This window comes from Streptomyces caniferus, from assembly GCF_009811555.1.
GTDB lineage: Bacteria > Actinomycetota > Actinomycetes > Streptomycetales > Streptomycetaceae > Streptomyces > Streptomyces caniferus.
In genome coordinates this window covers 2,201,308-2,214,200 of sequence record NZ_BLIN01000005.1, presented here as the reverse complement: position 1 = coordinate 2,214,200, position 12,893 = coordinate 2,201,308, and the positions used below count along the sequence as shown (strand labels likewise).

General features: G+C 72.0%; 10 protein-coding genes. 6 read left to right on the top strand and 4 right to left on the bottom strand.

Annotated features, from left to right (window positions below; translation table 11 throughout):
• Positions 1-67 precede the first annotated feature (67 nt).
• Complete coding sequence (locus Scani_RS26370; RefSeq protein WP_159480313.1) at positions 68-1,627, bottom strand: FAD-dependent monooxygenase; 1,560 nt, start codon at positions 1,625-1,627, stop codon at positions 68-70.
• A gap of 61 nt (positions 1,628-1,688) precedes the next feature.
• On the opposite strand from Scani_RS26370, the gene Scani_RS26365 reads away from it, so the two are divergent.
• The gene (locus tag Scani_RS26365; protein WP_159480312.1) at positions 1,689-2,435 is read left to right on the top strand and encodes a TetR/AcrR family transcriptional regulator; all 747 of its coding nucleotides are present in this window, start codon (positions 1,689-1,691) and stop codon (positions 2,433-2,435) included.
• 266 nt (positions 2,436-2,701) lie between these two features.
• A complete protein-coding gene (uvrA, locus tag Scani_RS26360) occupies positions 2,702-5,683 on the top strand; it encodes an excinuclease ABC subunit UvrA (protein WP_159480311.1) in 2,982 nt (993 codons plus the stop codon).
• Positions 5,684-5,874: 191 nt separating this feature from the next.
• On the opposite strand, the gene Scani_RS26355 is transcribed toward uvrA, so the two are convergent.
• Both Scani_RS26355 and Scani_RS26350 read right to left on the bottom strand, forming a co-directional pair.
• A complete protein-coding gene (locus tag Scani_RS26355) occupies positions 5,875-6,879 on the bottom strand; it encodes a carbohydrate kinase family protein (RefSeq protein WP_159480310.1) in 1,005 nt (334 codons plus the stop codon).
• A complete protein-coding gene (locus tag Scani_RS26350; protein ID WP_159480309.1) occupies positions 6,876-7,922 on the bottom strand; it encodes a LacI family DNA-binding transcriptional regulator in 1,047 nt (348 codons plus the stop codon). Before Scani_RS26350 ends, Scani_RS26355 begins: the two co-directional genes overlap by 4 nt.
• A gap of 180 nt (positions 7,923-8,102) precedes the next feature.
• Here Scani_RS26350 and Scani_RS26345 point away from each other — a divergent pair, with 180 nt between their 5' ends.
• Genes Scani_RS26345 through Scani_RS26335 form a run of 3 tightly spaced genes read left to right on the top strand, consistent with a single transcriptional unit; the run spans position 8,103 to position 10,973 of the window.
• Positions 8,103-9,119, top strand: coding sequence for a zinc-dependent alcohol dehydrogenase family protein (locus Scani_RS26345; protein WP_159480308.1), 1,017 nt, complete (start codon positions 8,103-8,105; stop codon positions 9,117-9,119).
• Between the two features lie 5 nt (positions 9,120-9,124).
• Positions 9,125-10,522 (top strand): sugar porter family MFS transporter, encoded by a 1,398-nt coding sequence (locus Scani_RS26340; protein ID WP_159480307.1) that lies wholly within the window; start codon positions 9,125-9,127, stop codon positions 10,520-10,522.
• Between the two features lie 37 nt (positions 10,523-10,559).
• Positions 10,560-10,973, top strand: a complete 414-nt coding sequence (locus Scani_RS26335) for a Rieske (2Fe-2S) protein (protein ID WP_159480306.1) — start codon at positions 10,560-10,562, stop codon at positions 10,971-10,973.
• Positions 10,974-11,003: 30 nt separating this feature from the next.
• On the opposite strand, the gene Scani_RS26330 is transcribed toward Scani_RS26335, so the two are convergent.
• Positions 11,004-11,942, bottom strand: coding sequence for a hypothetical protein (locus Scani_RS26330; RefSeq protein WP_159480305.1), 939 nt, complete (start codon positions 11,940-11,942; stop codon positions 11,004-11,006).
• Positions 11,943-12,248: 306 nt separating this feature from the next.
• Between Scani_RS26330 and Scani_RS26325 the strand changes: the two genes are divergently transcribed.
• Positions 12,249-12,893: a papain-like cysteine protease family protein gene (locus Scani_RS26325; RefSeq protein ID WP_159480304.1), complete on the top strand. Its 645-nt coding sequence runs from the start codon at positions 12,249-12,251 to the stop codon at positions 12,891-12,893.

The following is a 12,893-nucleotide window of genomic DNA, read 5'->3' as shown; positions in this document are numbered from 1 at the left end:
GGGCGGAGCGGCAGCGCACGCCGGCCGGCCGGGTACGCCGCTCCGCGCCGCCCGCGGGGGCCCGGGGTCAGGCCGCGGCTTCGCCGGGCGTCCCGAACCAGCGCCGCAGCGCGGCGTCCAGCTCGTCCGGGGTGCCCGGCCCGCCGGGGGAGTCCGCCGCCCAGGCGGTACAGCCGTCGGGACGCACCAGAAGGCCGGCCAGTCCGGGCCGCTCCGGGCAGCGCGCCGAGAGCACCCGTACGCGCTCCCCGTATCCGGTGGCGCGCCGGCGCACCCCGGCGTCCTCGGCGAGATCGAGCAACAACCCCTGCCCGCCGTGCAGATGCTCCGCGAGCCGGGTGCCGTCGGAGAGTTCCAGGTCGGGTGCGCTGCGACCGGTCAGCGGATGGTCGCCGGGCAGGTCGTAGCGCTGCAGGACCCCGGAGATCTTCTTGGCGAAGAAGGTGGCGGCGGTGGTCGTCCCGGTCAGTTCGGCGATCACCTCGCGCAGCGCCCGGGCGTGCGACTCCGGCCGCATCAGCGCCACTTGGGCCCGGGTCCAGTCCAGTACCCATGCGCCCAGGGGGTGCCGCTCGGCCGTGTATGTGTCCAGCAGCCCCTCCGGCGCCCAGCCGCGCACCGTGGCGGCCAGCTTCCAGCCGAGGTTCATGGCGTCGCCGAGGCCGAGGTTCAGCCCCTGTCCGCCGAAGGGCGAGTGGACATGCGCCGCGTCCCCGGCGAGCAGTACCCGCCCCGACCGGTAGTCGGGTACCTGTCGCGCGTTGTCGGTGAACCGGGTCGCCGAGTGCACCGTATGGATCGTGACGTCCGCGACGCCGGACACCTTCCGCAGGGCGGTCTGCAACTCCTCGGCGGTGAGGGGGGCTTCGCGGTCCGAGGGGGGCCCGTCGAACTCCACGGTGAGGATCCGGCCGGGCACGGGGCCGTGGACGTACGTCCCCGTCCGGGTGAAGTTCCAGCCGGCGCCCAGGGCATCGGCGCCGGTCATCTCGACGACGGCCTGGTGGCCGGTGATCTCCGGGTCCGTGCCGGGGAAGGGGAAGCCGGCGAGCCGGCGGACGGTACTGCGGCCGCCGTCGCAGCCGGCCAGCCAGCCGGTGCGCAGCGACCCGTCCGAGGTGTGGACGTGCACACCGTCCTCGTCGGCGTCGAAGCCGGTCAGGGTCACCCCGCGGCGCAGGTCGACCCCCAGCTCGGCGGCGCGGGCGCCGAGCAGCCGCTCCAGTGCCTCCTGCGGGACGAAACCGGCCTCGGCGGCGGGGCCGAGGCCGTCGAAGTCGGGGTCGGACTCGTCCAGCAGATCGCCGCGCAGCATGATGCCCGCGAAGTGCCCGGCGAACTTCGGCGGTTGCCGCACCCCGGTGGCGCCGGCGGCCTGGCGCTGCCGCAGGAACGAGCGGAATCTCTCGTACGCGTCGCGCTGTGCCGCCGCGAGGCCGGGCAGCATCCCGCGCCGGTAAAGGGCCTCTGCCGTAGGGGAGTTGATCGCCCCCGCCTTGATGGTCGTATCCACGTCGGTCAGCCGCTCCAGGACGACGACCGACACCTGGGCCAGTGCGAGTTCGCAGGCGAGCATCAGCCCCACCGGGCCGCCCCCTGCCACTACTACGTCTGCGTCATGCTTCATGGAAGGTAAGTGTAGTCACTATAAATTTGTTGTGACTAAAATCGGGGCTAGGATTCCGGCCATGACGGACGGCACGACAGACGGCGCCACGGACGAAGAGCGGCGCGGCGGTGACGCGGCGGCGGACGGCGGGAGCGGCGGCCGGTGGGAGGCGACCGGTTTCACCGCGGACGAGGGGCGGCTGACACTGCGCGAGCGCAAGAAGCTGCGCACCCGGCAGCGGATCTCCGGCGAGGCCACGCTGCTGTTCATCCGGCGCGGCTTCGACCATGTCACCGTCGCCGAGGTGGCCCGCGCCGCCGAGGTGTCCACGATGACGGTCTTCAATTACTTCCCGCGCAAGGAGGACCTCTTCCTCGACCGGGTCCCCGAGGCCCGGGAGCTGATCACCCGTGCTGTCCGCGGGCGCGGTGCGGACGAGTCGCCGCTCGCCGCGCTGCGCCGGCTCGCCCTCGGGCTGCTGGCCGAGCGGCATCCGCTGGCCGCCGTGGGGGAGGGGTTCGAGCACTTCTGGCGCACGGTGCTGGACTCGCCGGCGCTGCGCGCGCGGGGCCGCGAGGCGGTCGAGGAGATGGAGGACACACTGGCCGCGCTGCTGGCCGAGGCGGCGGGCGGCGACGCGGACCGCCCCGGCCGCGAGGCCCGGCTGGCCGCGGCGCTGATCGTCGCGGGGATCCGGGCGGCGAGCGCCGAAGCGGTGGCCCGGCAGCTCGGGGGTGACCCGGTGGACGAGGTGGCCGTTGGGCAGGCGGAGGTGCTGCGGCGCACGTTCGATGCGCTGGAGCGGGCGCTGTCCGGTCTCGTCTGACGGGGGAGTTCCTGCAGCGCACGGGCCTGTGGCGGGGCGGGAAGATTGTGGGGCCGCCACACGTTCGGGTGAAGAGGACTTGCGAGCCCTCTAAATCGAATGCGCGTGCTATAGGCTCGTGTGTGGCATCCCAAAGACAGTGCCGCGGCGGGCCCCATACCCTGGGGCGGGGGCTCCGCTCCGCTCCGTCGCCTCTGCTCACCCACCGCGCGGCGGACGCAGGAGCCGCGGCCCTCCGCCCCCCTCCAAGAAAGGTGCCGACCGGCGTGGCCGACCGTCTCATCGTCCGTGGCGCTCGCGAGCACAATCTCAAGAACGTCTCGCTCGACCTCCCCCGCGACTCCCTCATCGTCTTCACGGGGCTCTCCGGGTCGGGCAAGTCCTCGCTCGCCTTCGACACGATCTTCGCCGAGGGGCAGCGGCGTTATGTCGAGTCGCTCTCCTCCTATGCCCGGCAGTTCCTCGGGCAGATGGACAAGCCCGATGTGGACTTCATCGAGGGCCTGTCCCCCGCGGTATCGATCGACCAGAAATCGACGTCGCGCAACCCGCGCTCGACGGTCGGCACGATCACCGAGGTCTACGACTACCTCCGCCTGCTCTTCGCCCGTATCGGCAAGCCGCACTGTCCCGAGTGCGGGCGGCCGATCGCCCGGCAGTCGCCGCAGGCCATCGTCGACAAGGTGCTCGAACTCCCCGAGGGCAGCCGCTTCCAGGTGCTCTCGCCGCTGGTGCGCGAGCGCAAGGGCGAGTTCGTCGATCTCTTCTCCGACCTCCAGACCAAGGGCTACAGCCGGGCCCGGGTCGACGGGGAGACGATCCAGCTCTCCGAGCCGCCGAAGCTGAAGAAGCAGGAGAAGCACACCATCGAGGTGGTCGTCGACCGCCTCACGGTCAAGGAGACCGCCAAGCGGCGGCTGACCGACTCCGTCGAGACGGCCCTCGGGCTCTCCGGCGGCATGGTGATCCTCGACTTCGTCGATCTGGACGCGGACGACCCGCAGCGCGAGCGGATGTACTCCGAGCATCTGTACTGCGCCTACGACGATCTCTCCTTCGAGGAGCTGGAGCCCCGCTCCTTCTCCTTCAACTCGCCCTTCGGCGCCTGCCCGGACTGCACCGGCATCGGTACGCGCATGGAGGTCGACCCCGAGCTGATCATCCCGGACGAGGACCGTTCCCTCGACGAGGGCGCCATCCACCCCTGGTCGCACGGCCACACCAAGGAGTACTTCGGCCGCCTGGTCGGCGCGCTGGCCGACGCCCTCGGGTTCCGTACGGACATCCCCTGGGCCGGGCTGCCCACCCGCGCCAAGAAGGCCCTGCTCAACGGCCACAAGACCCAGATCGAGGTGCGCTACCGCAACCGGTACGGCCGGCAGCGGGCCTACACCACCCCCTTCGAGGGCGCCGTCCCGTTCGTCAAGCGGCGGCACTCCGAGGCGGAGAGCGACAGCAGCCGGGAGCGCTTCGAGGGCTATATGCGCGAGGTGCCCTGCCCGACCTGTGAGGGCACCCGGCTGAAGCCGATCGTGCTCGCCGTCACGGTCCAGGAGAAGTCGATCGCCGATGTCGCGGCCATGTCGATCAGCGACTGCGCCGACTTCCTGCGGGACATGAGGCTCACCGCCCGCGAGAAGAAGATCGCCGAGCGGGTCCTCAAGGAGGTCAACGAGCGGCTGAAGTTCCTGGTCGACGTCGGCCTGGACTACCTCTCGCTGAACCGCGCGGCCGGCACCCTCTCCGGTGGCGAGGCCCAGCGCATCCGCCTCGCCACCCAGATCGGCTCCGGCCTGGTGGGCGTGCTCTACGTCCTGGACGAGCCGTCGATCGGTCTGCACCAGCGCGACAACCACCGGTTGATCGAGACCCTGGTGCGGCTGCGCGACATGGGCAACACCCTGATCGTCGTCGAGCACGACGAGGACACCATCAAGGTCGCGGACTGGGTCGTGGACATCGGCCCCGGTGCGGGCGAGCACGGCGGCAAGGTCGTGCACAGCGGCCCGATGAAGCAGCTGCTGGCCACCAAGGAGTCGATCACCGGCCAGTACCTCTCCGGCAAGAAGTCCATCGCGACCCCGGACATCCGGCGGCCCGCCGACCCCTCCCGGCAGCTGACGGTCCACGGCGCGAAGGAGAACAACCTCCGCGACATCGACGTCTCCTTCCCGCTCGGGGTGTTCACCGCCGTCACCGGCGTCTCCGGATCCGGCAAGTCGACGCTGGTCAACGACATCCTCTACACCCACCTGGCGCGCGAGCTGAACGGCGCCAAGTCGGTGCCGGGCCGGCACACCCGGGTGGCCGGTGACGACCTGGTGGACAAGGTCGTGCATGTCGACCAGTCGCCGATCGGCCGCACCCCGCGCTCCAACCCGGCCACCTACACCGGCGTCTTCGACCATGTTCGCAAGCTCTTCGCGGAGACGATGGAGGCCAAGGTCCGCGGCTACCTGCCGGGGCGCTTCTCCTTCAACGTCAAGGGCGGCCGCTGCGAGAACTGCTCCGGCGACGGCACGATCAAGATCGAGATGAACTTCCTGCCGGATGTGTATGTGCCGTGCGAGGTCTGCCATGGCGCGCGCTACAACCGGGAGACGCTGGAGGTCCACTACAAGGGCAAGTCCATCGCCGAGGTGCTGGACATGCCCATCGAGGAGGCGCTGAGCTTCTTCGAGGCGGTGCCGACCATCGCCCGGCATCTCAAGACGCTCAACGAGGTCGGCCTCGGCTATGTCCGGCTCGGCCAGTCCGCGCCGACGCTCTCCGGCGGTGAGGCGCAGCGCGTCAAGCTGGCCAGCGAGCTCCAGAAGCGCTCGACGGGCAGCACGGTCTACGTCCTCGACGAGCCGACCACCGGTCTGCACTTCGACGACATCAGCAAGCTGATCAATGTGCTGTCCGGCCTGGTGGACAAGGGCAACACGGTGATCGTCATCGAGCACAACCTCGATGTGATCAAGACGGCGGACTGGGTCGTCGACATGGGCCCCGAGGGCGGCAACGGCGGCGGCCTGGTCGTCGCCGAGGGCACCCCGGAGGGCGTCGCGTCGATCCCGGCCAGCCACACCGGCAAGTTCCTGCGGGAGATCCTCGGCGACCGCGTCAGCGATGCCGCGCCGACAGGGGCCACCGCGAAGAAGCCGGTGGCCAAGAAGGCCGCGGCGAAGAAGACTGCCGCGACGACGGCCGCTAAGAAGACCGCGGCCAAGAAGACGACGGCGCGGGCCCGCAAGGCCTCCTGACGTCGCCGGACGGACCCGGCCGGGCCGTCACCGCTTCTCCGTACGGGGAGTGGTGGCGGCCCGCTTCGGTGCGGAGGACTGGACGACGGAGCCCCGCCGGGCCGCGGATCCACGGTGGTCGCCGCTTCCCGCCGGGCCGCCGCGTCCCCAGGCCGTTGTCCCCCCGCCCGGCGCCGTGGCCCCTTTCGCCGCTACGCCGCCAGCTCCGTGGCGAACGGGGGTTCCGCTCCCGCGCGGGAGCAGGTGACGGCGGCCGCGCGGGCGGCGAAGCGCAGGATGTCGTACCAGTCGTCGTCACCGAGCGCCGCGACGGCGGCGTACGACAGGGCGTCGTGGGCGTCCAGGCGGTGCAGGAGCGCGGCGTTGACCGTGTCGCCGGCCCCGATGGTGTCGACGACGGTGACCCGCTCGCCGGGGACCGTCAGCTCCCCGCCGTCCCGCGTCAGCACCGTCAGACCGTCGCCCCCACGGGTGAGGACGATCGCCGCGGGCCCCGCGCCCAGCCACTCCTTCGCCGCCGCGGTGACCGCCTCCCACGTGCCGCCCGGCGCGGCGCCGGCCCCGGCCCCGGCCAGCCACAGGGCGTCCTCCTCCGACAGCTTCAGCAGGGCGACATCGGGCAGCCAGGAGCGGAAACGGGCCCGGTAGGCGTCCGGGTCCGGGATCAGACCGGGCCGGATGTTGGGGTCGAGCGCCGTGAAGACACCGCGCCGGGCCTCGCGGCGCAGCAGGGACTCGTACGCGCTCGCGCCCGGTTCCAGGACGAGCGAGCAGGTGCCCAGGGAGAGCGCGCGGGCCGCGGCGGGCAGCGCCGGCGGCAGGGTGAAGAGCCGGTCGGCGGTGCCGTCCGCGTAGAAGCCGTAGCCCGCCGACCCGTCGGGACTGATGTCCGCCACGGCGAGGGTGGTCGGCTCACCGCCGCGCTGCATTAGGGAGGTGTCGACACCGCCGCGGTGCAGCCCCTGGAGCAGCGCCTCGCCGAAGCTGTCGGTCGAGATCCGGGAGCAGAACGCGGCGGGCGAGCCCAGCCGCCCCAGCGCGACCGCGGTGTTGTACGGGCCGCCGCCGCGGCGCGGCAGCAGCGCCGGCAACCGGCCGTCCACGGCGGGGGCTTCTCCCGGGCCCTCCACGGAGGGGGACGTGTCCTGCGGGCTGGGGACGAGGTCGATCAGTGCCTCGCCGGCGACGACGATCACGAGGTGGGGTTCCTTTCCTGGGCGGCCGGGGGCGTGGCCGGGGCGGATTCGGCGCAGCCGCACGACGTACGGTGCACAAAGGTGCAGGGGAGGCGGACGGTGCGCGGGGGCCGGTCCGGTTCCGCCAGGCGCTCCAGCAGCAGCCGGACCGCTGCCGCCCCGATGTCCTTGCTGGGCTGGGCGATCGCGGTCAGCCGGGGCGTGAACAGATCGGCCCACGAGAAGTCGTCGAAGCAGGCCAGCGCGATGTCGCGGGGCACCTCCAGGCCGAGCTCGCGCAGCGCACGGAGCGCGCCGATGGTCATCGCGTTGTTGGCGGTGATGATCGCGGTGGGCGGCTGCGGGGCGGCCAGCAGCCGGCGGGTGGCGTCCTGGGCGCCGGCCGCCTCGGAGTTGCCGCCGGCGAGGAGCCCGGGTGCGAAGGGCAGGCCGCGCGAGCGCAGTCCCTCGCGGTAGCCCTCGACCCGTTCGGTGGTCGTGCTCAGGCCGGGCAGACCGGCCACCAGGCCGATCCGGGTGTGCCCCAACTCGGCCAGATGCTCCACCAGTTGCCGCACCGGTCCGGAGTTCTCGGCGCACACCTGGTCGTGGTCGTCGCCGACCAGCCGGTCCAGGAACACGGTGGGCACCTCGCGGCGGGCCAGATACTCCACCATCGCGGCGGGCTCCGCGGACGGCGCCACGATCATGCCGTCCACGCGGCGCTCGTGCAGCAGCTGGACGACCGTGCGCTCGTGCCGCGGGTCGTCGTGCGGATCGGTGAGCAGCAGGCTGTAGCCGGCCGCCAGGGCGCCGGCCTCGACGCCCTGGAGGATCTCGGTGAAGTACGGGTTGCTGATCGCGGAGACCGCCAGGCCGATCGAGCGGGTGCGGGAGGTGACCAGGGAGCGGGCCAGGGTGTTGTGGGTGTAGCCGAGCTCCTCGATGGCGCCGAGCACCGCGGCGCGGGTGTCGGGGCGCACCGGACGGGTGTCGTTCAGCACGTGCGACACCGTCGCGACGGAGACCCCCGCGCGCCGTGCCACATCCGTCATCGTCGTCATCCGGCTCTTCCTCCCCGAGCGTGCGGCACCCCGTCGGTGCCGCGGCCTCCCACGGCCGCTTCCCGCGAAGTCCACCACATTACGAGCACCCGGCCCGAAACGTAAACGCTTGCGTAAGCGTTTACGCCCAAGCTGCCTTCCGGCATCGCAATCCCCGCACGACGTCGTGAGGAGGCGCCGATGCGCGCTCTCGTGGTCACCGCACCGGGCAAGGCCGGCGGCACCGCTGTCGCCGAACTGCCCGACCCCCGCCCGGAGCCCGATGAGGTGGTCGTGCGCGTCACGTCCTGTGGGCTGTGCGGCACCGATATGCACCTCCTCGGCGGTGAGCTGCCGGCCGCGGTCTATCCGCTGGTTCCCGGGCACGAGCTGACCGGCGAGATCGTGGCGGTGGGCGCGGCGGTGACCGGCCGGGCGGTCGGGGACCGGGTCGCCGTCGACCCGAACATGCCGTGCGGCGCCTGCCACTACTGCCGGATCGGCCGCGGCAACCTCTGCGAGGACTACACCGCGATCGGCGTCACCCGCGCCGGCGGCTTCGCCGAGCTGGTCGCCGTCCCCGCGCGCTGCTGTTACGTCCTGCCCGACGGCCTCTCGGAGGCCGCGGCGGGACTCGTCGAGCCGCTGTCCTGTGCGGTGCACGGCCTCAACCGGCTGCCGCGCCGGTCCGGCGAGCACTATCTGATCTACGGCGCCGGCACGATGGGCCTGATGATGGCCGCCCTCGTACGGACCGCGGGCGCCGCCTCGGTGTCCGTCGTGGACCTCAACGAGGAGCGGCTGGCCTTCGCCGAGTCCTTCGGGGCCGACGCGGCGGTGACCAGCGCCGACCGGCTCGGGCGTCCGCCCGGCTTCGAGGTCGTGGTCGATGCGACCGGCGCCGTCGCGGCCATCGAGGACGGGCTGGGCCGGGTGCGCCGCGGCGGTACCTTCCTGCAGTTCGGCGTCGCGGACCCGGCGCGTGCGGCGTCCTTCTCGCCGTACCGCGTCTACCACCACGAGATCGACATCATCGGTTCGATGGCGGTGCACCACAGCTTCCAGCCCGCCATCGACCTGCTCGCCGCCGGCTTCGGCACAGCGGACATCGACTCGCTGGTCAGCGACGTCTACCCGCTGGACGGGTTCGACGAGGCGGTGGCCCGGTTCCGGGCGGGCACCGGCCGCAAGATCCACATCGCCCCGCAGAAGGGCTGAGCGCGGTGCCCACACGTATCAAGAACGCACTGATCTGGGTCTTCGGGGCCCTCGGCGGCATCCTGTGGGGCTATGACACCGGAGTGATCTCCGGGGCCATGCTCTTCATCAAGAACGACATCCCCCTCACCCCGCTCCTGGAGGGTCTGGTCGTCTCGGGCCTCCTGGTGGGCGCCATGCTCGGCGCGGGTCTCTCGGGACGGCTGAGCGACTCATGGGGGCGCCGCCGGCTGATCCTCGCGGCCTCCGGGGTCTTCATCCTCGGCACGCTGGGCGCGTCCTTCGCCTTCGATGCCGCCTCGCTGATCGCCTTCCGGTTCGTGCTCGGCATCGGCGTCGGCATCGCCTCCGTCGCCGTCCCGCTCTACCTCACCGAACTCGCCCCCAAGCAGCTGCGCGGCGGGCTGACGTCCCTGATGCAACTGCTGGTCACGGTCGGCATCTTCGTCGCGTACGTCACCGACTACCTGCTGGCCGACGCCGAGGCCTGGCGCTGGATGATCGGCCTCGGCGTGGTCCCGGCCGCCGTGCTGGCGCTGGGCATCATCACCCAGCCGGAGAGCCCGCGCTGGCTGGTGGGCAAGGGCCGCGCCGACGAGGCCCGTACGGTGCTGACCCGGCTGCGCGGCGACGCCGGCGCGGCGGGGGAGGAGCTGGCGGAGATCGAGCGGGCCGAGCGCACCGAGCGGGCGCAGAGCGAGCCGCTGACCCTGCGGCGGCTGCTGTCGCCCCGGCTGCGTCCGGTGTTCGCCGTGGGGATGCTGCTGGTCCTCTTCCAGAACTTCGTCGGCATCAACACGATCATCTACTACGCGCCGACCCTGCTCACCGACATCGGTTTCGGCTCGGGCGGCGCGATCCTCGCCGAGGTCGGCATCGGCCTCCTCAACATGCTGATGACGCTCCCGGCGATGCGGCTCATCGACCGCAAGGGGCGCAAGCCGCTGCTGCTGTGCGGCGCGCTGGGCATGTGTGCGGCGATGGTGCTGCTGGCCGTCACCAACCTCTCCGGACTCGGCTACGGCGCCCTGCTCTCCGTGCTCACCCTGCTGGGGATCGCGCTGTACATCGCGTCCTTCGCGATCTCCTGGGGGCCGGTGCAGTGGGTGATGCTGCCGGAGCTGTTCCCGATGCGGATCCGGGCGTCCGCGGTCGGCCTGTGCGTGCTCTTCAACTGGCTGTTCAACATGATCGTGGCGCTGGTGTTCCCCTCGCTGCTGCACGCCTGGGGCGCCGGCATCAACTTCCTGTTCTTCGCCGGTACGACCCTGCTGGCGTTCCTCTTCGTGCAGCGGCTGCTGCCGGAGACCAAGGGCCGCAGCCTGGAGGAGATCGAGCAGGACCTGCTGCGGGGGCGTCCGGCCCGGCCGGAAGCGGAGCGATCTGTGCCGGTATCGTCGTGAGCCGCCCGCCACTGACGCCGTGACCTCTGGAGCAGCCATGAGCCAGCCCCCCGCCCGCCGAACCGTGCTGCGGGGGGCCGCGCTCGCCGGCGCCGCCGGCTTCGGTCTGGCGGCCTGCTCGCCGGGGGACTCGGGCGCGAACGCCTCGGCGGTGCCCGACAAGCCGGTCGACCTCGGGGCCGCCGCCGACGTGCCGGTCGGCGGCGCCAAGCTCTACCGCGAGGACCGGCTCGTCGTCTCCCAGCCCGCCGAGGGCACCTACAAGTGCTTCAGCGCCAAGTGCACGCACGCCGGCTGCATCCTGGCCGAGGTGGAGAAGAAGGAGGGCAGCTGCCCCTGCCACGGCAGCCGCTTCGACGTCACCACCGGCAAGGTCGTCCAGGGTCCGGCGACCGAGCCGCTGCCCGAGGTCCCGGTCAAGGCCGAGGACGGCAAGCTGATCGCGGGCTGAGGCCCCGGCCCGCCGGCGCCGCCCCGGGGCTCACCCCCAGTCCCAGGCGATGCCCAGTATCCCGGGCCGTACCCCCTGCTCCACGAGGTGCACGGCGCGGTGCCGCCCGCTGAGCGTCAGCTCCTGCCGGCCGCTGCGCGGGGCGCCCGCCGAGGTCTGGGCGAAGCGGGTGCAGCGCACCGGCAGCGCCGCCTCGTCGAAGCACACCTGCAGCACGTACTGCCCGCCGGCGAAGCTGAACCCGCGCAGGTACTCCGCGCTCGGGCCGCCGCTGTCGTCCTCGAAGGCGTAGCCGAAGACATGCGTGTCACCGGCCCGCAGCCGGGCGTCGAAGAGCAGCTCGGCGACGACCACCCCGGCCTCGGCGTGCCCGCGCACCCGGCCCAGCCGGCAGTTCTCCGCGGCCCGCACCCGTACCCGGGAGGGATCGCAGCCCGCCTCGCCCCGGTGGATGGCGACATAGCGGTCCACGCCGTCCCGGTGGGCGCGCACCACCTGGAGCGATTCACGGGCGAGCAGCCGGCGCTCGGGGCCGATCCGGACCCGTTCGTGATGGCCCACGGTGTGCAGTCCGCCGTCCACGGGGGCCTCCAGCTCGGCGAACAGCTGCTGCAGCGCGGTGGCGGGCGCGATCAGTGAGCGGTACGCGCGGGCGGGCGGCCGCTCGGCCTCGATAGGGGCGCCGCCCTCCGGGACCAGCAGCCGGTGCAGCGAGTACGCCGGCAGGTCGAGGACGTCCTCCAGGGCGCGCACCGCCCGCAGCGACTCGGGGCGCTGCGGCCGCCGGGCGCCCTGCTGCCAGTAACTCAGGCTGGTCACCCCGATGGTGATGCCGCGCTGGGCGAGCTTGTGCTGAACGCGGGTGAGGGCGAGCCCCCGTTCGGTGAGCGCCGAGCGCAGCGCGAGATGGAACGGCCCGGTCCGCAGCAGTTGGGCCAGCTCGGCCGACCGGGGGGTGTTCTGTGCCATTGCTTCCATCCTCCGGCGCGCGGGTGAACGTTCACAACCGGATCGCACGCTGCACGCTCTGCCTGCCTGTTCACCGCAGTACGCCGGGCACCGGCCGTTCACATGCGGAGCGGTCCGTCCACACCCCCCATGTCATCCCGCATTCAAGCGTGTTGACCTGCCTGCGACAACACTTGATGCTCCTCAGCAGCATCCGGATGCGCTCCTCTCCCCCTCACCCCCCCCTAGGGCCTGTCGTCAAAGTCCCGCCTGCCTTGCGGGCGAACGACGGGATTTTGAAGACAGGCCCAAGTTCGGAGGAACGCCATGACCCGTGCACCCCACGCACGCCGTTCCCGCCGCAGAGGGCTGTCGGCCGCGGCGCTCGCCGCCGCCGCACTGACCCTGCTCACCGGGACGACCGCCGCCTTCGCCACCCCCGTCGCGCCCCCGGCGTACGCCGCCGCCCCCCGGCCGGCCGCCGCATCCGGTGCCACTCACCGCCTCGACATCGCCATGCAGGCCCAGGAACAGACCAACTGGTGCTGGGCGGGCTCCGGCAACACCATCGCGGCCTGGTACGGCAGGAACTACAGCCAGAACCAGTTCTGCAATGCCGCCTTCGGCCGCGGGCAGGGCACCGCCTGCCCCAATGACCAAGCCACTCTCGGCAATGTGCAGAACGCCTTCGCCTGGATGGGCATCAACTCCGGTTCCTACGTGGCCGGTTGGCTCCGCGACGACACCGTGCGGAGCGAGATCGACGCCGGCCGGCCCGTCGAGACCCGCATCCAGTGGTCCTCCGGGGGTGGCCATATGCATGTGATTTACGGATATGACACGGACCGCCACTGGGTGTACTGGGGTGATCCATGGTCGACCAACAATCGCTACAACTGGGGCGATTTCGACTACTACGTGAACGGCAGCTCCTTCTCCTGGACACACTCCCTGTACCGGATAGGAGCCTGA

What these genes read in the sequence shown, in the direction of transcription:
- Scani_RS26330 (WP_159480305.1), bottom strand. Translation starts at nt 11,942, where the DNA reads ATGGCACAGAACACCCCCCGGTCGGCCGAGCTGGCCCAACTGCTGCGG.
- Scani_RS26325 (WP_159480304.1), top strand. Translation starts at nt 12,249, where the DNA reads ATGACCCGTGCACCCCACGCACGCCGTTCCCGCCGCAGAGGGCTGTCG.
- Scani_RS26335 (WP_159480306.1), top strand. Translation starts at nt 10,560, where the DNA reads ATGAGCCAGCCCCCCGCCCGCCGAACCGTGCTGCGGGGGGCCGCGCTC.
- Scani_RS26345 (WP_159480308.1), top strand. Translation starts at nt 8,103, where the DNA reads ATGCGCGCTCTCGTGGTCACCGCACCGGGCAAGGCCGGCGGCACCGCT.
- Scani_RS26370 (WP_159480313.1), bottom strand. Translation starts at nt 1,627, where the DNA reads ATGAAGCATGACGCAGACGTAGTAGTGGCAGGGGGCGGCCCGGTGGGG.
- Scani_RS26365 (WP_159480312.1), top strand. Translation starts at nt 1,689, where the DNA reads ATGACGGACGGCACGACAGACGGCGCCACGGACGAAGAGCGGCGCGGC.
- Scani_RS26350 (WP_159480309.1), bottom strand. Translation starts at nt 7,922, where the DNA reads ATGACGACGATGACGGATGTGGCACGGCGCGCGGGGGTCTCCGTCGCG.